General features: G+C 46.0%; 22 protein-coding genes and 2 pseudogenes. 18 read left to right on the forward strand and 6 right to left on the reverse strand.

Going from position 1 to position 24,380, the window contains the following annotated elements; genetic code table 11:
- The first annotated feature begins 14 nt into the window (after positions 1-14).
- Positions 15-1,110: pseudogene (locus ACWA2B_RS08825) on the forward strand (GerAB/ArcD/ProY family transporter).
- Positions 1,107-2,306, forward strand: a complete 1,200-nt coding sequence (locus ACWA2B_RS08830) for a Ger(x)C family spore germination protein (protein ID WP_029515874.1) — start codon at positions 1,107-1,109, stop codon at positions 2,304-2,306. Before ACWA2B_RS08825 ends, ACWA2B_RS08830 begins: the two are co-directional and overlap by 4 nt.
- Before the next feature lie 68 nt (positions 2,307-2,374).
- Here the strand turns inward: ACWA2B_RS08830 and ACWA2B_RS08835 are convergent, their stop codons facing one another.
- A complete protein-coding gene (locus ACWA2B_RS08835; protein ID WP_069010937.1) occupies positions 2,375-2,923 on the reverse strand; it encodes a PadR family transcriptional regulator in 549 nt (182 codons plus the stop codon).
- A gap of 166 nt (positions 2,924-3,089) precedes the next feature.
- On the opposite strand from ACWA2B_RS08835, the gene ACWA2B_RS08840 reads away from it, so the two are divergent.
- Positions 3,090-3,581: a phenolic acid decarboxylase gene (locus ACWA2B_RS08840; protein ID WP_029515872.1), complete on the forward strand. Its 492-nt coding sequence runs from the start codon at positions 3,090-3,092 to the stop codon at positions 3,579-3,581.
- A 102-nt stretch (positions 3,582-3,683) separates the two neighbouring features.
- Here ACWA2B_RS08840 and ACWA2B_RS08845 read toward each other — a convergent pair whose 3' ends face one another.
- The 3 genes from ACWA2B_RS08845 to ACWA2B_RS08855 form a co-directional block, all read right to left on the reverse strand.
- Positions 3,684-4,130 carry a hypothetical protein gene (locus tag ACWA2B_RS08845; RefSeq protein ID WP_029515871.1) on the reverse strand — a complete coding sequence of 149 codons (447 nt, stop codon included), beginning with the start codon at positions 4,128-4,130 and terminating at the stop codon, positions 3,684-3,686.
- Positions 4,131-4,400: 270 nt separating this feature from the next.
- Positions 4,401-4,790, reverse strand: a complete 390-nt coding sequence (locus tag ACWA2B_RS08850; RefSeq protein ID WP_029515870.1) for a winged helix-turn-helix transcriptional regulator — start codon at positions 4,788-4,790, stop codon at positions 4,401-4,403.
- A 195-nt stretch (positions 4,791-4,985) separates the two neighbouring features.
- Positions 4,986-6,329, reverse strand: coding sequence for a glycoside hydrolase family 30 protein (locus ACWA2B_RS08855; protein ID WP_342434819.1), 1,344 nt, complete (start codon positions 6,327-6,329; stop codon positions 4,986-4,988).
- A gap of 210 nt (positions 6,330-6,539) precedes the next feature.
- On the opposite strand from ACWA2B_RS08855, the gene ACWA2B_RS08860 reads away from it, so the two are divergent.
- The 10 genes from ACWA2B_RS08860 (at position 6,540) to ahbB (ending at position 16,111) form a co-directional block, all read left to right on the forward strand.
- Positions 6,540-7,220 (forward strand): response regulator transcription factor, encoded by a 681-nt coding sequence (locus tag ACWA2B_RS08860; protein ID WP_061831262.1) that lies wholly within the window; start codon positions 6,540-6,542, stop codon positions 7,218-7,220.
- On the forward strand, positions 7,217-8,986 hold the full coding sequence (locus ACWA2B_RS08865) for a sensor histidine kinase (RefSeq protein WP_449291942.1): 1,770 nt from the start codon (positions 7,217-7,219) through the stop codon (positions 8,984-8,986). The genes ACWA2B_RS08860 and ACWA2B_RS08865 overlap by 4 nt, the downstream gene beginning before the upstream one ends.
- A gap of 23 nt (positions 8,987-9,009) precedes the next feature.
- Entirely contained in the window at positions 9,010-9,519 is a 510-nt protein-coding gene (gene pssA / locus ACWA2B_RS08870; protein ID WP_029515866.1) for a CDP-diacylglycerol--serine O-phosphatidyltransferase, read from the forward strand.
- A 22-nt stretch (positions 9,520-9,541) separates the two neighbouring features.
- Positions 9,542-10,036 (forward strand): DedA family protein, encoded by a 495-nt coding sequence (locus ACWA2B_RS08875; RefSeq protein WP_029515865.1) that lies wholly within the window; start codon positions 9,542-9,544, stop codon positions 10,034-10,036.
- Positions 10,037-10,126: 90 nt separating this feature from the next.
- Complete coding sequence (psiE, locus tag ACWA2B_RS08880) at positions 10,127-10,543, forward strand: phosphate-starvation-inducible protein PsiE (RefSeq protein WP_029515864.1); 417 nt, start codon at positions 10,127-10,129, stop codon at positions 10,541-10,543.
- 56 nt (positions 10,544-10,599) lie between these two features.
- The gene (locus tag ACWA2B_RS08885; protein ID WP_029515863.1) at positions 10,600-11,607 is read left to right on the forward strand and encodes an AI-2E family transporter; all 1,008 of its coding nucleotides are present in this window, start codon (positions 10,600-10,602) and stop codon (positions 11,605-11,607) included.
- A 189-nt stretch (positions 11,608-11,796) separates the two neighbouring features.
- A complete protein-coding gene (locus tag ACWA2B_RS08890) occupies positions 11,797-12,357 on the forward strand; it encodes an NADPH-dependent FMN reductase (protein ID WP_029515862.1) in 561 nt (186 codons plus the stop codon).
- A 546-nt stretch (positions 12,358-12,903) separates the two neighbouring features.
- Positions 12,904-14,076, forward strand: coding sequence for a radical SAM/SPASM domain-containing protein (locus ACWA2B_RS08895; RefSeq protein ID WP_029515861.1), 1,173 nt, complete (start codon positions 12,904-12,906; stop codon positions 14,074-14,076).
- Between the two features lie 43 nt (positions 14,077-14,119).
- Complete coding sequence (locus ACWA2B_RS08900; RefSeq protein ID WP_204366468.1) at positions 14,120-15,103, forward strand: radical SAM/SPASM domain-containing protein; 984 nt, start codon at positions 14,120-14,122, stop codon at positions 15,101-15,103.
- 18 nt (positions 15,104-15,121) lie between these two features.
- A complete protein-coding gene (ahbB, locus tag ACWA2B_RS08905) occupies positions 15,122-16,111 on the forward strand; it encodes a siroheme decarboxylase subunit beta (RefSeq protein WP_340954134.1) in 990 nt (329 codons plus the stop codon).
- Positions 16,112-16,258: 147 nt separating this feature from the next.
- Here the strand turns inward: ahbB and ACWA2B_RS08910 are convergent.
- Positions 16,259-16,462 (reverse strand): annotated as a pseudogene (locus ACWA2B_RS08910) (MFS transporter); the annotation flags it as partial.
- 366 nt (positions 16,463-16,828) lie between these two features.
- Between ACWA2B_RS08910 and ACWA2B_RS08915 the strand changes: the two are divergent.
- From ACWA2B_RS08915 to ACWA2B_RS08925, 3 genes are all read left to right on the forward strand, one after another.
- Entirely contained in the window at positions 16,829-17,200 is a 372-nt protein-coding gene (locus ACWA2B_RS08915; RefSeq protein WP_029515857.1) for an MmcQ/YjbR family DNA-binding protein, read from the forward strand.
- A 129-nt stretch (positions 17,201-17,329) separates the two neighbouring features.
- Positions 17,330-17,956, forward strand: coding sequence for a nitroreductase family protein (locus tag ACWA2B_RS08920; RefSeq protein ID WP_029515856.1), 627 nt, complete (start codon positions 17,330-17,332; stop codon positions 17,954-17,956).
- Positions 17,957-18,011: 55 nt separating this feature from the next.
- Positions 18,012-18,962, forward strand: coding sequence for a ring-cleaving dioxygenase (locus ACWA2B_RS08925; RefSeq protein WP_318627595.1), 951 nt, complete (start codon positions 18,012-18,014; stop codon positions 18,960-18,962).
- Positions 18,963-19,055: 93 nt separating this feature from the next.
- Here ACWA2B_RS08925 and ACWA2B_RS08930 read toward each other — a convergent pair whose 3' ends face one another.
- On the reverse strand, positions 19,056-22,421 hold the full coding sequence (locus tag ACWA2B_RS08930) for a DEAD/DEAH box helicase (protein ID WP_449291943.1): 3,366 nt from the start codon (positions 22,419-22,421) through the stop codon (positions 19,056-19,058).
- A 357-nt stretch (positions 22,422-22,778) separates the two neighbouring features.
- Between ACWA2B_RS08930 and ACWA2B_RS08935 the strand changes: the two genes are divergently transcribed.
- The gene (locus tag ACWA2B_RS08935) at positions 22,779-23,078 is read left to right on the forward strand and encodes a hypothetical protein (RefSeq protein ID WP_029515853.1); all 300 of its coding nucleotides are present in this window, start codon (positions 22,779-22,781) and stop codon (positions 23,076-23,078) included.
- Positions 23,079-23,098: 20 nt separating this feature from the next.
- On the forward strand, positions 23,099-24,376 hold the full coding sequence (locus ACWA2B_RS08940; RefSeq protein ID WP_069010945.1) for a lipase family protein: 1,278 nt from the start codon (positions 23,099-23,101) through the stop codon (positions 24,374-24,376).
- The last annotated feature ends 4 nt before the right edge of the window (positions 24,377-24,380 follow it).

Raw genomic sequence — 24,380 nt, forward strand, 5'->3', positions numbered from 1 at the left:
CAGGAGGGAGCAAGATGGCCCGTGGGAAAAAAGCGGATAAAATTACAACGTTGCAGACAACGGCAATTGTGGTTTCCTTTATGCTGGCTGCCGGGTTGCTTACCCTTCCCAGAGTAGCAACTGAAGTTGCAAAAACACCGGATGCGTGGATATCTGTCATTTTAGCAGGGGGGGGGCACTTTCCTGCTCGGATGGATTATGATCAAACTAAGTTCAAGGTTTCCAGAAAGTACCTTTTACCAGTATGTTCAGCGGATAACAGGCAAAGTCATTGGCAAAGGGATTGGTATGCTGATTGTTATTTATTTTGTTTGTATAGCCGCATTTGAAATCCGATCTGTGGAGGAAGTAACGTCGTTCTTTCTGCTTGAAGGCACTCCGGCGTGGGCAATTTCAGCACCTTTTATGTGGCTCTCTCTGTACCTATGCATGGGAGGAGTAAGCTCGTTAGGGAAAATATGCCAATTAATATTCCCGATTACGACGGCTATCTTTTTGTTGATATGCTTGCTGAGTTTAAATATTTTCGAATTGAATAATTTGCGTCCTGTCTTGTCGGAGGGGGTGATGCCAGTGGTTAGAACGCTCAAGACTACAATCCTGACATTAACGGGGACAGAGTCCTTGCTGATTATTTTTTGTCGGATGGAAAAACCCGAGAAAGCAACCAAGGCAATCGGACTGGCGATCGGGATCGCGGTCGCTTTTTATACAGCAACGCTGATCCTGTGCATTGGCGCTTTTTCGTTCGAAGGAGTCTTGAGCAGAACCTGGCCATTTTTAGATTTGGCTCGCAGTTTTGAAGTGGAGTACCTGTTATTGGAACGGTTCGAATCCTTGTTGTTGACCATTTGGATCATGCAAATTTTTTCCACATTTAGTATTGCTTTTTATTGCGCTTCGCTCGGAGTTTCTCAAATTTTGAATAGCTCTTATTCCAAGACGCTGTTCATTTTGCTTCCGATCATCTACTTCCTATCCCAAATTCCCAAAAATCTGAATGAGTTATTTTCTTTTGGAACGATCCTGGGGAATGGAGCTTTTGTTTTATTCGCTCTGCTTCCACTGCCACTTCTGCTTATTTCTCGCTGGAGGAAGGTGCGGTCATGATGAGGGCACGGTCGGGATTACTCGGAATGACCGCACTCCTAGTATGTTGTACACTTTCAGGTTGTTGGAGCAGCTCGCCGGTGGAGGATCTAAATCTGATGACAGGTATTGCTATGGATGTAGAGGCAGAATCTTCGCAAGAAGAGCAAATTAATCGAAAAGGAGGAGATTATCCAAAAAAAGAGTTAATCACTGGAACCTTCCAATTTGTCATCCCAGAGGAAAGCGGAGGCTCCAATAGCTCCTCCCCGCAAGCTAAAAAATTTTTTAATATTACGGAAACGGGGGATTCCGTTTTTGAAATGCTCAGAGAAATTTCATTGCGGACCAATCGACCTCCCATCGGGCAACATTTGAAAACGATTATTATCAGCTCCAGTCTGCTTCGCAAGATTCCGTTGTATGAGCTGCTGGACTTTTTCTTGGGGGATAATGACATTCGGCCCAGCGTACAGCTACTGATTAGTACAGACAAGGCGGGGAATGCGCTTCAGGAGAAAATTCCTGGTCAGATTCCTGCTTATATATTAAAGGATATATTCCAAAACCGTAAACGGAACGCGCGGTTGATAAAGCCCATGGCTTTGGCTAAAGTGATCGGACCCATGAAGGGTGAAAGAAGCTTTATATTACCTAATGTCATTACGGCGGAGAATGAAATCAAGCTCGCAGGTGCGGGAATCATCAAGGGAAAGACACAAACCTACGGTGGTTATCTGAATGAGTCGGAGGTCGAGGGTCTTATGTGGATCAAAGGCCAATTGGATGGAGGCGTGCTGAAAAGCAGCGATCCGAAAACCGGTAAAAATATAGCATATGAGATCAAAGCGGTGAAAAGCAAGATCAAGGCCATCGTTCAGGGGGATGACATTTCCTTTCAGGTAAAAATGACCTCAGAGGGACGCATTTCGGAGGTGCATATAAAGAATGAAAATTTGCGTAGCAACAATGTGCTTGGACAAGAAGAGAGTCTCTTTCAGGAGAAAGTGAATTCATTAGCTGAACAAACGTTAGCTAAAATGCAAAAGCTGAAGGTTGACGTCGGAGGTTTCGGAGAGGCCTTGAGGATTCAGCATCCTAAAGTTTGGCGTAAGGTCAAAGAGGATTGGGATACCACTTTTAGTACCATTCCTGTACGGTTTAGCACAGATATCCATATTGAAGATTACGGCTCTTCGATTACGACGGCAGACTAGTTTGCACGTACTTATTTTAGAAAAACCTTCAATACCACGAATCTACGTGACGTTGAAGGTTTTTTAGGCTATTCAAACAGGGACAGTGTTTCTTCCAGCCACGTAATATAGCTTTCTTCCCGATTAATGGCACGGCTCAGCACCAGATAATGCCCGAATTGGTTAGAGCCGGGGGATTGAAGATTCTCGTCCAGCTGTTGGAGGGATTTTTTACTTTCGTACAGATACTCCAGCTTTTCTTTACGTTTGGCAATCTGGTCCTCGAACAATCGCTTGTTCTCTTCCTTGGGGATGGCCGCTGAGAAATACAGCATAAGCATAAACTCATCTTTTTCCGTTTCCGGTAACTCCTTGGGGCTTAGCAGCCATTCGGTCAGCTCTTGGGTTCCTTTGGGGGTAATGCAGTACAATTTTTTTTCCAGCTTGGCTCCTGTAATGGAGGTCCGATATTCAATGAGTCCCTCTTCGGTCAGCCTTTTGAGCTCGGGATAAATCTGACTGTGCTTGGCGCTCCAAAATTGTCCGATTTCCTGCTTGAATTGGCTCGTAATATCGTAGCCGCTCATTTCCTCTTTGTGAACCAGGCCCAAAATGGCATATTTTAAAGTGCGTTTCAACGTAGCTCTCCTCGTAAAACGGTATTTGACACTAGTATACCACAGTGCTACAATTTATATGTAGTTAAAAACATGTTTATATTTACATGTTTGAATTGAATATTTATTATCTTTGGTATCCCATTCAATTCATGAAAAATTATAATTTAGGAAAGAAGGATGCAAGATGGACAAGTTTATCGGCAGCCACATGATTTACACCTATGAGAATGGTTGGGAGTATGAAATATATATTAAAAATGAAGATACGATCGATTATCGCATTCATAGTGGTATGGTAGGTGGCCGCTGGGTACGTGATCAGAAGGTCAATCTGGCGAAACTGGTGGAAAACGTGTATAAAGTATCGTGGACCGAACCGACAGGCACTGACGTGTCTCTGAATTTTATGCCTGAAGAAAAACGTATGCACGGCATTATTTTCTTCCCTAAATGGGTTCATGAGCATCCGGAAATCACTGTGCGCTACCAAAACGATTTTATTCCGCTAATGGAAGAATCGCGTGAAAAGTATGAAACGTATCCAAAGTATGTGGTGCCTGAATTTGCAGATATTACATTCATCGAAAATGCGGGTGTGAACAACGAACAATTAATTTCCCAAGCACCTTATGAAGGAATGACAGACGATATTCGTGCAGGTAAACTGCAAGTGTGATCAACTCTGTGCTGAAAGTGTAAAAGCCTGGCCTGTGATAAACAGTCTCAGGCTTTTTTGCATGAACTGAAAGTAGATTGCTAATGGAGTGGTGGACGATATTTAGAATGAATAGTAGACCAGGCCATGCTCGATGAGATACGAACGACTAATCCGAGGGGGGAGGATGGTCGCTAATGGGGAGAGAATGTGCAGGTTCGCATGGGCAGTCAGATCGGATAAGGCAGATAGAGCCAGCTCTGTTTTATCAGGCCCCCAGTGATCAGCGTGGTGCTGAATATATTGCTCAGCCTCGGTTAAGGACAGACCCTTGAGTGAGGTAAACACGGAAGCCCAGCGGACGAGGTCAAAGGCGCCTTTAATTTCAGGTAACTCATATTCTGCCAGACCTTGAGCGCCGTTACACGACATAGTAAGCAAGCCACAGCAATGGTGTTGATAGGGTTTCGAGTCAGGAAATTGACGATAATCGTATTGAATCATTTCCATGGAACCAATGCGTAATTGGGTCGCTTGGGACGTTGTGGGCTGGGCAAGCGTCATGCTCATGCTAGAATGGCCTCCTTCTCGAGTTCACTGTAAATAGGGATGGAAGAATCATACGTCACAGCGGATGTAATGTAAATCACGAATACAAGTGTAAAATGAGGATATGTAGCGGAAAACGATCTTTAATGCCAATGGAAACGGATACTTGCATCCATATCTTTTATTATCTTGGAGAATGTCTTTATATCACAAAAAAACAACCCCGGATCTTCCCAGGGTCGCCTCTACGAGAAATATAGTTTAGCATTTCGCAAAATGCTTGTTTGCTGGTCACACGGGTGTGACGTCTTGAACCGCTTCTTCTTCTTTCCAAATCACGTTCTCGCGATAGTTTGATCCCCAATCGTACATTGCTCTCAGTACCGGAATCAGGCTTTCGCCATGCTCTGTCAGTGAATATTCCACATGCGGAGGGACGACAGGATAGACTTTACGTAGAATGAGTTTATCTTCTTCCAGCTCGCGCAATTGGTTAGTCAGCATTTTTTGCGTAATATGGGGGATCAGCTTCTTCAATTCACCAAACCGCTTGGTGCCTTCCATACCGAGATGCCACAAAATAATCAGCTTCCATTTTCCACCGATGACCGCGAGAGTCAATTCCTTATCACAATTAATCAGCTTCAAATCAATCCGGTCTTTTACAGTAGTGATATTCATCGACCTCCTGTCCATAGTTATTCCAAGTATACTATTTATAGTTACTATACGCAAAAGGATATACATCCATTTTGGAAACTATGCATACGTATATGGATACAGATCGACTGGACAGTGAAGCATGATGATTACGCAGGACCGGAAAACAGGAACGTAATATTCCTAATATATGCATAATTCCAGAAAACTGCGGCGTTAAGAAGGAATCACGATCGTATTAAAGGACTCTGGCTCCAGCTCCAAGCGGTGTGTTGTTTTTCCGAGAGACAGATTCAGTACACGTGATTCCTTGAACGGATTGGCGATGACTAGCACTCTTTGCCCGTCTGTATTTTGAAAAGCAACTGCATTTCCAGTCCATGAGCCACGAAGTCCGATGCGTCGGGCACCCGGTAATACAAAATGAGAAAAATGCTTCATGACATAATACTCTGGATTCAGGACAGGTTTTCGATCCGTTGGATCAACGGTAATCATCGAATTTTGCTCCCAGCCCCATGTGCTCTTGCCTTTCGGTTCCAAAACCATATTCCAGTAAATATAAGCATTCACACCATTGGTGAAGTAGTGCTGGTACAGATTATATACATATTTGGCGTAGTCCCATGAGTTCTCTCCGTTACCGCATTCATTTTCGGTTTGCATGTAACGAAGCTCAGGATAACTGGCAACGGTGCGCTGAATGGCATTTTTGCCTGCCCACTGGTAGCCTACACCTTTAATATATTTGTAGGCCTGGGGGTCACTTAACACGGTATGGGCATACTCATCGAATCCGGTCGAAGTCTTTTTCATTAATTCCTCCCACGGATCGGGTGCGTTAATGGTGCCCAGCCAAATTTCCGTATCCAGTCCGTGTTCCTCAAAAGTAGGACCCAAATAGTCGCGAATAAATTCACGCAGTTGCTCTCCGGTCCATACACAGGAAGGAAACTTCTGATCGGCAATGACTTCATTTTGAACATGAATCTGATGGATCGTAATCCCTGCCTCCCGGTAAGCCTGAACAAATTTGACAAAGTACAATGCATACGCTTTCAAAATATCCTTTTCCCAGCGCAGCGTGCCGTAATTGTAGGCTTTCGGTGATTTCATCCATGTCGGCGGACTCCAGGGTGAAGCGAACAACTTTAAGTCCGGATTGAGTTGTAACGCTTCTCGAATAAAAGGAATGAGATACTGCTGATCGCGCTCGATGGAAAAATGCTTCATCTCCACGTCGCCGTCTGTTTCATTGTGGCTATACCATTCCAGCGCGTAGTCACTCGCTCCAATAGGAAGTCGGCATATCGTGAATTTGTGCTCGCCCTCTGGGTGAAAGAGAGAATGAAGCACCCGATCTCGGTCGTCCTTTTCCAAATGATTCAGGGCCACATAACCTAATTCATTAAAACAGCCACCAAAGCCTTCTACAAGCTGATATGTTTCTCCTGTAAGGATTAGGTTGGCACTCTCTTGGGTATCGGTCAAATGGTGAGCTTGGGATTGCCAAGCTTTAGCTTTGGAAGTGGAAAACCACTGAATGGTTTGATTGCTCATGTGTTACCCTCCTGTCAGGCTTTTTGTATCTCAACTTATTATAGGGTAGGATCTTAGAGGAAGAGATGGTCTGAGCGATGACAAATTTGCCCTAATCCAAGGTGAAATTTGCGGATGAGAACTTTTGCTGATAAGAAGTGTCAAGAACACATAAAGAACACATGTCTTTGATATACTGGTGTCCTAGAATGACCGAAAGAGGGAAGTCGATTGAAGAAAAGAGTTCTTCTTGTCGAGGATGAAATACGTATTCGTGAAGTGATTGCGGATTATTTTAAACAAAATAATTGGGAAGTCTATGAAGCAGGCAATGGAAAAGATGCACTTATCTGGTTTGATTCGGTGCAGCCTGACCTGATTATACTCGATATTATGATGCCGGAACTGGATGGTTGGGAGGTGTGCCGCCAGGTGCGCAGCCGTTCAGGTGTGCCGATCATTTTGTTGACAGCCAAATCCGGTGATGATGATAAAATATTAGGCTTTGAACTAGGAGCCGATGATTACGTGACCAAACCTTTCAGCCCCAAGGTGCTGATCGCCCGCGCCAACGCGCTGATGAAACGGGTGGAAGGACATGTGCAGCCAGAGTCGCATATCTTGCGGTTCGGTAGTGCCATTCTCAACACGATGGCTCATCGGCTTGAGGTGGATCAGGCGGAAGTCGAGCTGACGCCGAAGGAGTATGAGCTGCTGCGGCTGCTTATACATAATAAAGGCATCGTTATTTCACGGGATGCGATACTGAACCGAGTATGGGGCATCGACTTTGAAGGAGATACACGAGTTGTCGATACGCATATCAAAAAGCTGAGAAGCAAGCTGGGACGTGAATCACGCCATATCCGCACGGTTTTTGGTACAGGCTACAGGTTTGAGGAGGAAGAATGAACAAACGGGGAGTTACCTTTAAGTTGTTCATTATGACGGTTGTGTTTTTCCTGTGTTTTTACGGTATGGTGATTTTAAGTCAATTGTTGTTTTTTGAAAATTTTTATCAGAAACAGAAGATTGGGCGTGTGGAAAGTCGTTTGCAAAGCTTCGGTCAAAGTTATGTCCAGGAGGCTTGGGGATCGGGCAGGGTTTCGCGTGAGGCAGCTCGTTTTATGCTTCAGAATAAAAACCAGTTGGCGATTGTAACGCTGGACGGCAAAGTAAAGCTGGATGATGCGTTTCATATCAATGTAAGAAAAGCAGATGGTAAAATCGTTAAAATATCGCTGTCTCTGTTTATGAGTGAGTATGGAGATGAGCTGAGAGCTGCCCGGATTCAGCCTGGCGATACGGTAACGGTTGAAGGTGAGGGATTGGGAACGGAAGGCATATCCTCCGCCAATTTAATTTATCCAACCGGCATACAGAAGCTTGGCTTCAAAAGTATAGGATCAACTTTGGAAGAGGCAAGCACAGGTGGCAGTGTAAGGTTTTCCGGTACGGTGACAGAGATTGTACTGCCGGATCTGAAAACATGGAGTCAGCGACAAGGTTTACTGTTTAGTGCGCTGGAGGAATGGTTCCCTTTATCACAGTCGCATCTGGAGAAGCTTAAGAATTTCGAAGTGTTGGAGGAAGATTGGACGGAACCTTGGACAGGGGTACGCAATGCAGTTATAGTCCATCCTGTTCGTCAGAGCACAGGCGAGATCGACCTCCTGTTCACTGTGACATCGTTGCAGGAAATCAGTGAGACGAATGAGGCTTTGCGCTGGTTTTATCTGTACTTAGGGATCGGAGGATTTGCACTCATTCTAATTTTGTCTCTGTTCTATTCTCGGATGGTGACCCGTCCGCTCATTGCTTTGAATAATACCGCCAAGCGGATGGCTAAGCTCGATTTTACAGCCCATACACCAATCCGGCAGAATGATGAACTGGGCAGCTTGTCCTACAGCATGTATACCCTGTCCCAGAACCTGGACACCGCTTTGCGCGAGCTTCAGGAGGCCAATCAGCAATTAGTGGAGGATATGGAACAGAAGCAGAGGATGGAGGCTGTGCAACAAGACTTTTTTGCCAACGCTTCTCATGAACTGAAAACTCCGCTGAGTATCATTAAAGGCTTCGCAGAAGGATTACAAGATGGGGTTAGCGCCGGGAAGCAGGATCATTATATGAAAGTCATTGTAGAGGAAGCGGACAAAATGGAGCGATTGGTCAAAGATATGCTGGACCTCGCCAAATTGGAATCGGGTACTCTCAAGCTTCGCAAGACGACCTTTATCTTGAGTGAGCTGGTGGAGGAGGTCGTGGACAAGCTATTCCATTTGTTGAAGGAGAAAAAGCTGGAAGTAGTCATTATCCCCGCCAATGAGATGCCGATCCATGCCGATGTAGGATGGATGGAACAGGTGATTATCAACTTTGTTGTCAATGCCATACGACATGCTGAAGAAGGAAGCTCAATCACGATTCGTATCGAAGGTGATGGGGAAATCAGTTCCTTTTCCATTGAAAATAAAGGTGAGACCATTCCTGATGATCAACTGGAGCAGATATGGGATCGCTTTTACCGGGCTGAGCTGTCCCGAAGCCGCCAGACAGGTGGGACAGGGCTCGGGCTGTCGATCGTCAAACGAATTTTGGATTTGCACGAATTCCACTTTAAGGTGGAGAATACCAAGGACGGCGTCCGTTTTGTTGTTATATTCGGAGGCTAAGCTATGGCAAAGGAGTTAAGAGTATGAAATGGAATTGGTTGCCCTCACTATGCACGATTGCAAACCTGGGGGCAGGGGTCTTATCCCTGTATTTCACGATTCATGAGCAATACATGACCGCCTTTATTCTCGTGGTGGTGGCTGCTTTGTGGGATGTATTAGACGGTTTACTGGCAAGGCTGCTGCATTGTTCCAGTGATTTTGGCAAACAGCTCGATTCGCTGGCGGATGTGGTCTCATTTGGGGTTGCCCCTGCTTTCTTGATCTTGTTATACAAGCTGGGAGATACCCATTGGGTAGGACCACTTGTGGCTGTTTTGTTTGTCATATGTGGTGCGGTAAGATTGGCAAGATTCAACCTAATGGCTTTTAGTAAAGGCTTTGTGGGTATGCCGATTACGGCGGCGGGAGTGATTTTGTCCTTTATGTTTTTATGGAGTGAGCATTTGAAGCCGGGGTTGTTGCTTGCGTTAATGGTAGTGCTGTCGTTCCTGATGGTTAGCCGTATTCCCTTCCCGTCCTTCAAAAAATAATCGGTCAGGAGGTGGCGCTCCTATGGAATGGGCCATCAGCATGATTACACAATACGGATATATCGCTATTTTTGCTCTTCTTGCTCTTGGGATTATTGGCCTACCGGTTCCAGATGAAATTATTATGGTGTTTGTCGGCTATTTATCTTCTATTATGGTACTGAATTATTCGGTGTCTATCTTAGTCAGCTTCATCGGTGCAATGACAGGGATGATGATCAGCTACACGCTAGGCAAAAAGCTGGGCCAGCCCTTGGTGGATAAGCACGGCAAGTGGGTTGGATTGACACCGAAGCGATTTGCAAGAGTTAAGGGGTGGTTTGCGCGCTTTGGGTTGTGGACCATTTTGTTTGGTTATTTTATCCCAGGAGTCAGACATGCAACAAGCTATTTGTCAGGGCTTAGTGCGATGCCTGTCCGAAAATATATGCTGGTGGCAAGCGCAGGTTCTCTGATATGGACGCTTATTTTTATCTCCATTGGTTATATTGCAGGGGCGAATATAAACTTTCATTAAGGTGACCCCAAAAGTAATGTAGCATTTTTCACGTATACCACCGATAATATAAATAAAGATGATATTGTACAACCAGTGAGGGGATCTGTATTGAATGCATTAATGAAGTATATTGAGAAGTTACCTGGTTTTCTGCAAATGATCTTAAATATCTCGCTATTTCTGGTCGGGCTGATTTTAAGCTTCTTACTTCTAAAAGAAACATGGTCCATTTTTTCTTATGTTTTTTTGTACACAGAGGCCGACAAAAATTACTATGAATTCACGGAAGAGCTGCTTGTATTTTTCTTGTATTTTGAATTCATAGCATTAATAGTTAAGTACTTTAAAACCAATTTTCATTTTCCATTACGTTATTTCATCTATATTGGGATTACGGCCGTCATCAGGCTCATTATTGTGGACCATGATGATGCTAAAAATACATTCTGGTGGTCCATTGCTATTCTAGTCATGGTAGGTTCTCTATTGATCGCTAACAGTAAATTGTTAAAAAGAGAAAGTTAATGCCGGGAAAGATTGCAAAGGGTGACAGTCAAGTGGGAGAGAGGGAATAAAGACGAATGGTAAGAAACTGGATGAATCATGCGGGCGTCAGGCGGATAGCCGTCCTTGCGATAATCGTTTTGCTGTTGTTTATGTTAAGAAGCATGATGAATATTATGTTGTTAACACTGCTGCTTACGATCTTGATTGGCAGTATATATAACGGAGTGAATAAGCTGGTCAAGCGGTTTGTCAATGTACCGTCAATGGTCGTACTGCTACTGGTGTATGGTCTGCTGATCCTGATTATGGTGTGGGGCGTTTACCGAATGGTGCCGCTAATCATTGTACAGGTCAAGCAGGTGTATCTCATGATTCAGCAAGCGTATATGTATCCTGATCGTAATCAATGGAACGAAACGATTATCGAATTTATGGACACACTGAATGTTCAGCGGCTATTTGAGCCTGGCCTGAGTGCAGTAATGAAGGTCAGTCAATTGGGAACACAGCTTCTGGTGTCAATTATTTTGAGCTTGTTCTTCCTGATGGAAAAATCCTATATTACACGCTTTACAGCTACGTTTGTAGATAGCAAGCTGGGCTGGTTTTTCAAGGAAGTGGGTCATTTTGGCCGTATGTTTCTGGGTACGTTCGGGAAGGTATTGGAGGCTCAACTGCTGATTTCACTTATTAACTGTATATTGACCACGATTGCGCTCTGGATTATGGGCTTCCCTAATCTGCTCGGTCTTGCGCTCATCATTTTCGTACTGGGATTGGTTCCGGTGGCAGGTGTGTTTATCTCACTGGCACCGCTCGGCCTGATCGCTTTCAGTGTCGGTGGCATTCAATATGTAATTTATCTGGTTATATTGATCGTGGTGATTCATGCGATTGAGGCCTATTTCTTAAATCCGAAGCTGATGTCATCCAAAACGAATTTACCGATTTTCTTTACCTTTGTCGTACTTATTTTCTCTGAGCATCTGATTGGAATTTGGGGCTTGATTGTAGGTATTCCGTTGTTTGTTTTCTTCCTTGATCTGATTGGGATAAAACGCAAGCAAGAGAAGGATACTTGATTCAGCAATACAGATTCCGCCCTAGTATAGTGACTATTGATATATCACAAATGCCTGCGAAACCGCAGGCATTTTTTTTATTGCCCTTTTGTTCACAGGAAAAATCGCTGACGCTCATCCACTTTTTAATTCTCTTGTTAGCTATAGTACACTGAATATGCAAGATCAGATCAAGTTCGGAGAAATGAGATGATACGGTTGGAACAGAAAATTAAGGTATTGGCTATATCGGGTAGCCTTCGTCAAAAGTCCTCCAATACAGCACTTATGAAGGCTACTATGGGGCTGGCTTCTGAAAATATGATGTTCACAGTCTATGATGGGTTGGAAGATCTCCCGCATTTTAACCCTGACTTGGATGTAGATGAGGGGCCAGCTTCCGTAAGAGGGCTACGGGAACAATTGAAACAAGTGGATGGAGTGCTGATCTGTACACCGGAATATGGAAATGGGGTACCGGGTGCTTTGAAAAATGCCTTGGATTGGCTTGTATCTTCAGGTGAATTTGTAAATAAACCAACAGCGGTCATTAGCGCGTCACCGTCTCCTATGGGCGGCCATCTGGCGCATGCCTCGCTGCTGCTCACATTGCAAATGATCAACGCAGAGATTGTGGAGAATGGAAAGGTCATTATTCCGCATATCACATTAAAGCTGAACTCAGAAGGCATCATTACAAACGCTGAAACTAGACAGGAAATGGAGGCATTACTTCAAGGGCTTGAGCAAGCATGCAGAGGACAGGTATAGGAAAATCCAAAGCAGATCCTTCATCATAGAAGGATCTGCTTATTTGAATGGCCACCTACTACATATTCAACGGCAGGAATTCACCAGTTATCTAATATTAGTTGTGTCCAGCAAACGCTCATAGACCTTTAATCGGGCATACACCGTTTCAAGTATCGGATATGACATATTACGATTAGCCAATGCCAGAAGTGTTCCGCTCATGCTGGCAACAAATATATACTTTTGCCAAATTTCACGCTGAATGTCATGGCTGTGTGTAACCGTGAAACCTGCTAGCACTTTTTCAGCTGTAAGAAAAAATCATTTCGGCCACGACCTTTTTGATACCCGCAGCATTACGGGTAAACGTACCTAAAAGCGATACTCATATCGCTACTTCGGAAGCATAAGCTCTAATAAGACGCCGTCAGACGTTTCTTCTTATTGCAGACCCAAGCATTAATGCGGCGCGAGAGCAAGATAATAGCGCATATCCTTATTCTCACAAGTTATCTTAAGATAAAAAGAACTGGTATCTAATTATAGGGAGATGAGGGAACGGAAATGATTAATGTAACGAAACTACTTACCGGTATGAAGGGAGAAGGCGATGACCTTCGTTATACCATTAAGCCGGGCCACAAACCTCATGGCGTTTCTGCGGGCAGAGGGCCTGTCGTCGTATGGAATTCGACACGGGCTTGCAACTTAACCTGTAAACATTGTTATGCGAATGCCTGTCCTGCCCATGATCCCGATGAAATGTCGACGGAGGAAGCTAAGGTATTTATTGATAATCTGGCCGCCTTCCAGGTGCCGGTACTGCTTTTTTCCGGTGGAGAGCCTCTGATCCGCAAAGATATTTATGAGCTGATTTCTTATGCGTCAAGCAAAGGGCTTCGGCCGGTAGTATCGACCAATGGCACATTGATTACCATGGACAGAGCGAAGATGCTAAAAGAAGCAGGGGTTAAATATGTCGGTGTAAGCCTGGATGGGCTGGAAGAGCGCCATGATGAATTTCGCGGGCGAAAAGGAGCCTTTAAGCAGGCGCTTCAGGGTATCCGAAACTGCTTGGTCATCGGCCAGAAGGTAGGGGTCCGGTTCACGATCAGCAGACATACATATGAAGACTTGGATGGTGTCCTTGATTTGATCGAGCGGGAAAATATTCCTCGGGCCTGCTTCTACCATCTCGTCTATTCCGGCCGCGGGAGCGCCCTGCAGCAAGAGGATGTTACCCATGAACAATCCCGGCATGCTCTTGACCGGATTATGGCTAAAACGGTGGACCTGCATGGCAAAGGCAAACCGGTGGAATTGCTCACCGTTGATAACCATGCGGATGGCGTTTACTTATACCAGCGGATGATGGAGCGCGACCCGGAGCGCGCAGCTGAACTGCTTGGCTTGCTTCAGAGAAACGGCGGCAACCGTTCCGGAATAGCCATCGGCTGCGTGGATTGGCACGGCAACGTCTATCCCGATCAGTTCACGAGAGATATCGAAATCGGTAATATCCGCAAGCAGAAATTCAGCGAGATTTGGCGTGATGCCGCTCATCCGCTAATGGTCGGCCTGCGCGACCGTAAACCGCTGCTAAAGGGACGCTGCAGAGAATGCAATTGGCTGGATATCTGTAACGGGAATTTCCGGGCCCGGGCTTCGGTAAGCGGTGATTTCTGGGCGGAGGACCCATCCTGTTATTTAAGTGACCGTGAAATTGGAATCGTATAACACTGGAAAGGAAGGCTGAATACGCATGCTCGTTTCCTGGAATGTGACCAAGAAATGCAATTTATACTGCGAACACTGCTATCGCGACTCGGGGCCGACATCGTCTGTAGAAGACCAGCTAACCACGGAGGAAGGCATCCGGCTCATTGATCAGATCAAGCAGGCTGGATTCAAGCTTCTCATATTCAGCGGCGGCGAGCCCTTGATCCGTGAAGATCTCTGCGAATTGATCGCGTATGCCTCGTCTATCGGCCTTCGTCCCGCACTTGGCAGCAACGGCACGCTTCTGACCGCCGCCAAAGCTGCGGAGCTGAAAAAAGCAGGGCTGGGGGGCATTGCGATCAGCATAGACAGCGCCACGCCTGAGTATCACAACCGGTTCAGGAATGCGCCAGAAGGCTGGCAGCAAGCATTGGAGGGCATTCGTTATGCCCGGGAAGCCGGGCTGAGAGTGCAGATTAACATGACGCTGACCGAGGGAAATATGGATGACTTCGTGCAGGTTGCCCAGCTTGCCGAGGAGCTTCATGTGTCCTCTCTGCACCCGTTCTTTCTCGTCCCGACCGGACGGGCCGTCCATATCGAAGAAGACGGGCTGAAGCGGGAACGGTATTACTCGGTTCTGCGCAGTGTTCTGTCCAAACAGAAGTCAACATCCCTTGAAATCAAACCGACATGCGCTCCCCAGTTCATGCCGCTTGCCAAGAGCATGGGGCTGGAAATGCGGTACACGCGCGGTTGTCTGGCCGGGGTCTCCTATTGTTCTGTGCTGCCGAATGGCGAGGTGCATATTTGTCCGTACCTGCCGGTCAAGGTGGGGAATGTTCGCGAGCAGCCTTTTGATGAAATATGGCGGGATAATCCGGTGTTTCGGGATTTAAGGGACTTCAAGAAATATGAAGGAGAATGCGGCTCCTGCCCCGATGTGGGCATTTGTGGCGGCTGCCGGGCGAGATCGTACTATTACAGCGGCGGCAATTTCATGGCCGAAGAGCCGTGGTGTTACAAAAGATCGGCGGCGCTGTAAGCTGGGGAGGTGGGAATAGTGGACCTGGATTCGAACGACCGGAAGCTGCTGAATCGGCTGCAAATCGGGCTTCCTCTGGTCAGACGCCCTTGGAATGCCATTGCGGAGGAACTGGAATTACGCCAGGAAGATGTGCTTCAAAGGCTTGAAAGGCTGAAGAAAGAGGGATTCATCCGGCGGATCGGCGGGGTGTTTAATCCGGCGGGACTGGGATTTAGAGGCTGTTTGTATGCGATGGCAGTCAGGGAGGAGCTTTTTTACCAGACCGCTGCTGTCATCAACAGGTATAGAGGCGTAACCCATAACTACCGCCGGCGCAGCAGGCTCAATATGTGGTTCACGCTGACTTCCCGGACCGAGGAAGAACGGGGGGCTATTCTTGAAACGATCCGTGAAGCGGCGGGAGGGCCGCTGCTATATGAGTTTCCCTCCGAGCAATTATTCAAACTAAAGGTCTTTCTGAATATGGAAGAAACGGCTGATGCATCAGCCATTACACCCAGCCCGAACTTGAATGGAGTCGCAACCTCCAAACAGGAACCATGCAAAATAGAAATAACGGATGTGCAGCTGATCCGCGAACTGCAGGGAGATCTTCCGTTGTCAACTGAACCGTATACCGAGATTGCCAATAAGACAGGTTGCAGCTTGGAAGAGGTGTTTCTGCGCTTGCAGGCACTGCAGGCAGGAGGAGCACTCAAACGAATCGGAGCCGTTCTAAAGCATAGGGAAGCGGGATTTTCAGCAAATGGCCTGTTCATCTGCGTACTTCCTGAGGAGCATATACCTGAGGCAGGAAAAAGGCTGGCCGATTATTCGGAAGTCAGCCACTGCTACAAGCGCCGGACGCACCCCGATTGGCCGTATAATTTATACGCCATGATTCATGGACCCGATGAAGCGTCTGTTCGGAAAGTTGCGGAGCAATTTGTTCGGCGGGAAGACATCAAGGATTACGATATTCTGTTCAGCACGGAAGAATTGAAGAAAACGAGCTTTTCGATCTAAAGCGCTTCTTATATTCACACGGATGCCGTCTCTTCAAGGACAGCGTCCGTTTTTCGTGTTGACAGGTTAACGCTCTTTGACTATATTGAGTTTATTTGTAATGCTTACAATTTTACATAGATCGGAAGTACCGAGCGTGCAGTCTGAAAGCATCGGCAAAGGCCCCGCTAATCTTAATGAACTGACCCCTAGATCCTGTGCAATTTGTGGCAGTAATCCAGCAGGCAGGCTTTCTGTAAGAATGCAGATGAATCCCGCCATGGCTAAAGCCAGCAACCCGACCCACGGGAGACGTTTGGAAGACGACACATTTGCACCGCCTTTTCTTATAAGAGCAGTGTTTGAGTTCACGAAAAAAATCTCCTTTATTTATTTTTTGCCGCTTAAAAAAGCTTTCGCTTCCGTATAAGCTTATATAAATAAAACACTTTTTTACATGGATGATTAAAGGGGGATGAAGTGAATTAAGAGGAAAATAGGCGCTACCTTATTGCGCCTAACAGTAGTCATTATTATTTTTCGCGAACCAGTTATCCTGTCCCATATAGAGCCAATCCGAACAGTGTGTGCGACGGTATCCGTAGTGGTTCACCTTTAGCACAGTTCCCCTAAATGTAGCACGGACTTAGTGTATATGTAGCGTATGAAGGTGATATAATAGGGCGCAAATAGGTAGGTTCGTAGAACAAATAACTCGGAACAGAGGAGAGAAGGCTGGTGTTTGAGCAAATTGTAGCATATGGTTTGAGCCAAAAAGAGGCCGTTAAGGATTACCCGTTTGGTGCTGATCCCCTGGTACTCAAAGTAGGGGGCAAGATGTTTGCTCTCCTGACTGAAAAGGATGGTATTAGCCATGTATCCTTGAAATGTGATCCAGTCATTGCGGTAAATTTGCGTGAACAAAACAAGGCGATTAAGCCAGGCTATCATTTAAATAAAAAGCATTGGAATACGATTGAGGTTGATGCTACCTTCCCACTGGAGGATTTGTACAGCATGATCGACCATTCGTATGAGCTGGTCTTCAAGAGCTTAACCAAAGCGCAACGTGAAGCGATTACGATGAGAATACGGGCAACGGATCTGTAAAGGGCTGAGTGAAGCCCTTTTTTTGTATCCAAAAATACTTATAGTTTTACTTGACAGAAATCACAAATAGATATATTCTTAATTTAAAGATAATTCATTTGAAAATAATATCAAGGAGTGGAACTTAACATGAGCGAACTGGTGAATATTATTCAAGAGAGAAGATCAGCTTCTAAATTTATTCCTGATGTTACTATAGATGCAAAAGAACTAGAAGAAATATTTCAGTTGGTGAAGTTTGCTCCATCGGCTTTTAATTTACAGCATGCGCGTTATATCGTAGTGCAGGATGCGGATACCAAACAAAGACTGCATGATGAGGCAAGTAAGCAGTATAAAATATTAACGGCTTCGGCGACCATTGTAGTGTTGGGGGATACAGAAGCTTATACCAAGGTAGCTGACCTCAACGAAGGATTCCTGAATTTAGGTGTCCTGAGCAAGCAGGAATATGATAGTACAGTGGAATCGGTAACTCAGTTTTATCGCGAGCGGGGACCTGTCTTCCAGAGAGAAGAAGCGATCCGTAATGCCAGCCTGTCGGCTATGCAATTTATGCTGATTGCCAAGGACAAAGGCTGGGATACTTGCCCGATGATCGGTTTTGATCCGGCGAAGGTGCAGGAAGTATTGAATATTCCAGAGCAATTTGTACCCGTGATGATGATTACCTTGGGTAAAGAGGACGAATCGGGTCAGCGGGCACGGGGATACCGCAAGCCGGTTGGACAATTTGTCAGCTACAATGGATTTTGAAATTTGTAAATCATTTGTGTAAATAAATCAACATGTTAATGAAGGAGTGATAAAGATGTCATTGAAAACCGCTGGAATTCACCATATCACGTCCTTTGCAGGCGACCCGCAGGGCAATGTTGATTTTTACGCAGGCGTACTTGGTCTGCGATTGATTAAAAAGACGATCAACTTTGATGCTCCAGAAGTATACCATTTGTACTTTGGTAATGAAGAGGGCAGCCCGGGAACAATCATTACTTTTTTTCCAGCTCCGGGTACACGCAAGGGTAAGATTGGAGGCGGACAGGTTGGGATTACGACGTATGTCGTGCCATCCGGTGCTTTGGAATACTGGGAAAACCGTCTGCACAGCTTGAAGGTATCTTTCACGAAGGCTAATCGTTTTGGCGAGTCATTCATCCAGTTCCGAGACAACGAGGGCTTACATCTGGAGTTGGTGGAGCGGGAAGGTGGCCCGTTGAACACGTGGACAGCCGGGGGTGTGCCTACGGATAAAGCGATCAAGGGCTTTGGCGGGGCGGTACTGTACAGTGCGGATTCCAAACATACGCAAGGGGTGTTGGAGAACGTCCTGGGGATGACTCTCATCGGAGAAGACGCAAATGCAGGCTACATCCGCTATCAGACGACAGGTGATCTGGGCAACCTGATCGATATTCCGGTCAAAGATGTCCCGTGGGGGAATGGCGGTGCCGGTACGGTTCACCATATTGCCTGGCGCGCGCAGGATGATACGGAGCATCAAGCGTGGAACGAATGGGTTCACCAGCAGGGTTTTGGGACTAGTGGCATTGTAGATCGCCAATACTTCAATGCCGTATACTTCCGCGAGCAAGGCGGTATTCTATTCGAGATCGCAACCGATCCGCCCGGATTTACGGTGGATGAGGAATTGAATGAGTTGGGGCACAAGCTGATGCTGCCTGAATGGTATGAGCCTCAGCGCACCCAGATTGAGTCTAACCTGGTTCCCATTGAACCTAGAGTATTAAAACAGGATTAATCTGCTCGATCCAAACAATCATATTAGAAGCAAAAAGGTCCAATACGGGAAGATTTCTACCGTGATTGGACCTTTTTGTGCATGTGGAATTAGCTAGATCATGAGCAGTTCGCGAATCTCCAGCTCGGTCAGTGCCGAAAGGGTTTCTTGCCCCGGCTGAATGACCTGGTCGATCATGTTTTTCTTTTTTTGTTGCAGTTCATACATTTTATCCTCTACTGTGCCTTGGGCGACGAGACGAATAACCTGCACGACTTTTTTCTGGCCCATTCGGTGTGCACGGTTGGTAGCCTGCTCCTCTACAGCGGGATTCCACCATAGATCATACAGTATGACTGTATCTGCGCCGGTGAGGTTCAGGCCAGTACCTCCTGCCTTTAGGGAAATCAAGAACAGCTCGCGTTCTCCTTCGTTGAAGCGATTGCACAGTTCGACTCGTTCCAGAGCGGGAGTCTGCCCATCCAGGTAAAAGTAGGACACTCCTTCTCGAGCAAGCTCGCGTCCGATCATTTGAAGCATCGTGGTGAACTGTGAAAAAATGAGCATCCGTTTCCCGGAGCTGAGACATTCCGTAATGATCTCCAACAGCTGTTCAAATTTGGCGGAGCTTCCCGTATATCCTTCGATGAACAAGCCAGGATGACAGCAGAGCTGACGAAGCCGGGTTAGACCTGCGAGAATTTTGATCCGATTTTTCTGAAATCCTTCCTCGTTGAGATGCTTTAACGTTTCATGCTGGAGCTTGGCCAGATAGGCCGTATACAGCTTTTTCTGATCTGGCAGAAGCCGGGATACCTGCACGGATTCGATTTTTTCCGGCAGCTCCTTGAGGACATCACTCTTGAGACGGCGCAGCAAGAAAGGACGAACCCGCTTGGCAATCACATTTCGAGGCAGGTTGTGAAACGCTCTTTTCCCGCCGGGAAATAACGCAGGAAATACAACGTCAAAGATGGACCACAGCTCTTCCAACGTATTTTCTACTGGCGTTCCTGTCAGGGCAAAACGGTAACGAGCTTTTACATCCTTAACAGCCTGTGCCGTCTGGGTGGCATGATTTTTGAAAGCCTGTGCCTCGTCCAGAATGAGCGTATGAAACGATGGCTTGCTGTACACATCTGCATCGCGCCGTAGCAGCGGATAGGACGTAATGACGACGTCATAACTGGCGGCGTCCCGTATGATCCGGCCGCGTTCTTCCGGGCTGCCATCCGCGATAGTAACGCGGATATGTGGAGCAAACTTCTCCAGCTCATTCCGCCAGTTGTACACCAGTGATGCAGGGGACACGATCATGGCTGGAAGCTGCTGGTTGCGGATTTCCGGCAATACTGAGACAAGGAAGGCGATACTTTGCAGCGTTTTACCCAGCCCCATATCATCTGCCAAAATGCCCCCAAAACTGTAATGCGCCAATGTCTTAAGCCATTGAAAGCCGTAAACCTGATAATCTCTTAAGATTGGGGCAAGCATGTCTGGAACTGGAAAGTCGAGATGGTCTGGGTTGCGTATATTTTCCAGTAGCTGGCGAAAGGTTTTACCCAAAGTCAGGTTTTTCCCATGATCGTGAGGATCAATTAAGTACAGTCCTTGCGTGACGGGAACACGAATTTGCGCTGCATCCAGATCACTTTTGCGGATACCTGTTTCATTCATGAACCGAATCAATTCCTTGTATTCCTCTGTTTCCAGCGGCAGCAAGGCACCATTCGGCAGACGGTGATATCTCTGTTTTTCCTCTAACGATTTGAGCAGTTTGCGAATTTCCGGTTCCGGTATACCCTCCATATCAAATTTAAATTCAAGCCAATCTGTACGTTCATCCCACTCCGCGCGTATCCTTGGGGTAGGCAGAGTATTGTTTATTTTTGCTTTGACTGCACCTGTAGCATAGACGTCCAGCAGCTTTTCCAGTTGCGGAACCGTATGGTACAAAAAATCATACTCTGCATCTTCATCTTCCATAAAATATCCGCTGTCTGTTCTGGCAAAGGAGCTATGCTCCATCAGCTCCAAAATCCGTTGCTCCTGTTCCCCATCACGTATCAGAATTCGGTCGTTACCAGGCGTTCGTGCATCTGTTTCCAGCGGGTTGATGATGATATCCCCATATTGGAACTCCAGCCCTGCCAGCAGCTTGTCTCTTACTCGGTCCAGATACAGCTTGGCCTTCAATGGCTGCTGTGTGACCCGATCTGAGACGGAACGTGTTATATGAACACGTCCGAGCTTCATTAACCCGGGTACAACCTTGTCCATAAAAGATTCCATCTGCTCTGGCGCGATCTGAACTTTTCGCCTGTGGTGTACTTCTACCATCCGTTTTAGCTCGGACAAACGCCGTAAGGGGTCGGCTTTCTGTTTGACAAGCTTGCCATCGGCAATGACGACACCATAGTCTTCCATGATGGTCAAGTCATCCAATCCTTGTATGCTTAGCTGGTAGCCTTCGGTTTCGGCCTCAACCTCATCAAATTCAAATTGCAGCGGAAGCATCAGGTCGGACTGGGGAATACCCTCGTTCATGTTTCCGTGAATTTCAAAGTAGACGCCCTGTGCTGCTGTCAGCAAGGGGAGCAGCTTTTCCCAAGCCGCAGGCGGGATGAGGAGCATTCGCTCGCCGCTCATATGACTACCTGAAGATGAATACGTACCTGAGGTTTCCCGAATCATACGCTCATGGTGGCACACCTGGGATAATTGCTGGAGAATAGCGTCATGTTCAGGTCGGAAGCGGTACAACTCAGGCTCGTATGAGAAGCTTTTCGTGAACATGTAGCTATCCCCACGGTCAATACTATCCAGAAACGGACGAATTTTCTGGACGATATATAATCGTTTGGGTCCAGCCTTCATTTCCACACCAAACATATATTTTTGGTAACCGTAGGCAAAAGGTCGGATCACGAACTGAAAATCCAAGACCGCGCGAGTATCCAGTAGGGTTGGTGTGCTGCGAAGCGGTCGCTTGCGGCCAAATAGCTTTAACATACTGTCGGTCAGCTGGAGATCCCCTTGTGTGATGTCAGAGGATCGTGCTGTTCTAGCAGTGTGATCATATGAAGCATCTGTAGATGTGTACATCCCGTCTGAATCCATGCTTCCTGCTGTATCTGGGGCAGTACCGGGATGAAGTCTGGAGGCGTAGGAGCGCACAGACAGACTCTTTCCACGGCGTATATCATGGGCGTTAAGGAGAACAGCTGCGATATGTTTACAATATCGTCCGGTGCTCTGAAATGTGCTACAGGTGCATTCTGCTCGGATACTTCCATTGGATCGGATCATCGCCGCAACAGCATAAAAGCTGCTTCCTTTGACCGTAGCTTCGTACACCCCTTCATCATGATCTATTTGTGTAAAGGCCACTCTTTTGGCCCGGTAATAGGCATCCCCGTCGTCATAAGCGGCTTGACTGCATAGTTGTCTGATGGCTCGCCGGGTAAGTTCAAAACTCATGGTTCGTAATCCTTTCCTGGGTTATTCCGTTTTCTTACATGATAACAGAACAGACAGGAGGATGGACATGTGGGGAATGTAATTGAAAAATATGGATGATATTATACGAGAAATAAAACTTATCAGCTAAGAACGGAAGGTTTCCACACCGATTTGATACCGTAGACTTAACCCTATCCCATGTCTTATGGCGTATTGATTGTCTTTGGAAAGAAAAGGTACAATTTATAAAAGGGATTTTGTGGATATAAAATGGATGTTACGCATATGAAAGGGATGATTAGGATCAGTCACCGATATCTAAAAGGAATGATGGTGTTGATAGCCCTTATTTTAATACTGGGAGGATGCCACAAGGTGAATAAAGACGAAGATGCTGAACTGATCAGTAAGGCGAAAGCTACGGCTGTTCAATATTTGAAGGAAAAATACGAACTAGACGTTGAAATCACATATGCAAAAAAATTTCCTCCTTATGTAACAAACAAGGTAGATATAAGTGGCAATGTAATAGGTCATGCAGAAGAGGATTTTACGATTTCTGTAAACTATGAAAATCAGGAAACTTCGAATTTTGCTATAAGTCCCGAGCTAAAAAAGGTGCTTATTGAAAATGGGACTTATCCAGGCTTTCAAGATAAAAAGAAAAATCACTAGATCAGAGGAGTGTAAATAGTATGAGTTCACTTCAAGTAAGTGACGAAACTTATAAAATAATGTCTGAAATGGCCTATAAAAAAATGAAAAAAGGTGCTGAACCATCAGAAGAACTCCCCGGCTGGAAAGTGTTAGACACGCTCGATCGCGAGGATTCGGGACTTGCCGCTGTCACATTTTACAACGAAGAAACGGAACAGGCCGTTATCGCCTATCGTGGGACGGAAACGGATGATCCACAGGATCTGTATAACGATGTGACTCTTGCACTTCCTGAAATTAACCGCAAAATTCACGGTAGCTTGAATATTCATTCAGATGAATATAATGAAAAAATGAAAAAAATGGACGACGCTTTAGGGTTCACGGCGTTTAACAACTGGATGGGAGAGAAAGAAAAAAGCGTAGATAAGGCTTTGTTCGGCAGCTCGAACCAGTTCTATCAGGCAGAGGACTATGCGAAGGATATACAAAACAAGTACAAAAACTACAACTTCTCGCTAACTGGACATTCGCTGGGAGGAGGGAATGCACAATATGTAGCTGCTTATACAGGGTTAAATGCGGTTACATTCTGTGCGCCTTCGGTCATTTCCAGTCTGACACCGGAGTACAGAGAGAAAGCAGAAAATGGTGAGTTTGACCATCAAATTACGAATTTTCTGCATCCCAGTGATATGATAGCTAGCTTTATTGGGGGAGGGTACGATCTTCACGTAGGAGCTTCCTACCATATTGACAATAATTATCAAACAGCTAATGAAGGCTTAGGACTAAAAGAGAGAGTGGACAACACGTTGGGTGGGCCTTCCTATCACTCACTCAATCATTATAAGTTTGATAAGAATGGCTATGTATCCAACCCGCTATATGATCCTGTAACAGGCGAACGAATCGCGGAATCTCCGCGTATTCCATCTGACTTTAACCTAATGGAAACGGTGGATGGCTGGATACATCAATTAGGACAGACCTTAACTCAATTCCAAAAGGCAGCGCTGGTAACGGCGGCAACATCTGCTTCAGCAGGTACGATTCAAGTCATGCCGGAGCATCTACTCGCTGTAGCTGAAAAATGGAAGGCGAATGCACAACAATGTGATGCAGATTTCCAACGTGTCAGAGCCAGGCTTTCACGCTATTTGCACAGTAGTCAGAGTCGGCGGTTGCAGCCGATTGTAACACAGCTTGACTCCTCCATGATGGAATTTAGTCAGTGGCATTTACGGACGACTAATGAATTTCTTTACAATCTCGAGTACAAAATAGAGCAGTTTATCCAGGCAGATATTAGCTAATAAC

The organism is Paenibacillus sp. CMM36, assembly GCF_053570945.1.

Excerpts from the sequence above, each read along its gene's own strand:
- ACWA2B_RS08830 (WP_029515874.1), top strand. The coding sequence starts at position 1,107 with ATGATGAGGGCACGGTCGGGATTACTCGGAATGACCGCACTCCTAGTA.
- ACWA2B_RS08840 (WP_029515872.1), top strand. The coding sequence starts at position 3,090 with ATGGACAAGTTTATCGGCAGCCACATGATTTACACCTATGAGAATGGT.
- ACWA2B_RS08845 (WP_029515871.1), bottom strand. The coding sequence starts at position 4,130 with ATGAGCATGACGCTTGCCCAGCCCACAACGTCCCAAGCGACCCAATTA.
- ACWA2B_RS08850 (WP_029515870.1), bottom strand. The coding sequence starts at position 4,790 with ATGAATATCACTACTGTAAAAGACCGGATTGATTTGAAGCTGATTAAT.
- ACWA2B_RS08855 (WP_342434819.1), bottom strand. The coding sequence starts at position 6,329 with ATGAGCAATCAAACCATTCAGTGGTTTTCCACTTCCAAAGCTAAAGCT.
- ACWA2B_RS08865 (WP_449291942.1), top strand. The coding sequence starts at position 7,217 with ATGAACAAACGGGGAGTTACCTTTAAGTTGTTCATTATGACGGTTGTG.
- pssA (WP_029515866.1), top strand. The coding sequence starts at position 9,010 with ATGAAATGGAATTGGTTGCCCTCACTATGCACGATTGCAAACCTGGGG.
- ACWA2B_RS08875 (WP_029515865.1), top strand. The coding sequence starts at position 9,542 with ATGGAATGGGCCATCAGCATGATTACACAATACGGATATATCGCTATT.
- ACWA2B_RS08885 (WP_029515863.1), top strand. The coding sequence starts at position 10,600 with ATGGTAAGAAACTGGATGAATCATGCGGGCGTCAGGCGGATAGCCGTC.
- ACWA2B_RS08890 (WP_029515862.1), top strand. The coding sequence starts at position 11,797 with ATGATACGGTTGGAACAGAAAATTAAGGTATTGGCTATATCGGGTAGC.
- ACWA2B_RS08895 (WP_029515861.1), top strand. The coding sequence starts at position 12,904 with ATGATTAATGTAACGAAACTACTTACCGGTATGAAGGGAGAAGGCGAT.
- ACWA2B_RS08920 (WP_029515856.1), top strand. The coding sequence starts at position 17,330 with ATGAGCGAACTGGTGAATATTATTCAAGAGAGAAGATCAGCTTCTAAA.
- ACWA2B_RS08925 (WP_318627595.1), top strand. The coding sequence starts at position 18,012 with ATGTCATTGAAAACCGCTGGAATTCACCATATCACGTCCTTTGCAGGC.
- ACWA2B_RS08930 (WP_449291943.1), bottom strand. The coding sequence starts at position 22,421 with ATGAGTTTTGAACTTACCCGGCGAGCCATCAGACAACTATGCAGTCAA.
- ACWA2B_RS08940 (WP_069010945.1), top strand. The coding sequence starts at position 23,099 with ATGAGTTCACTTCAAGTAAGTGACGAAACTTATAAAATAATGTCTGAA.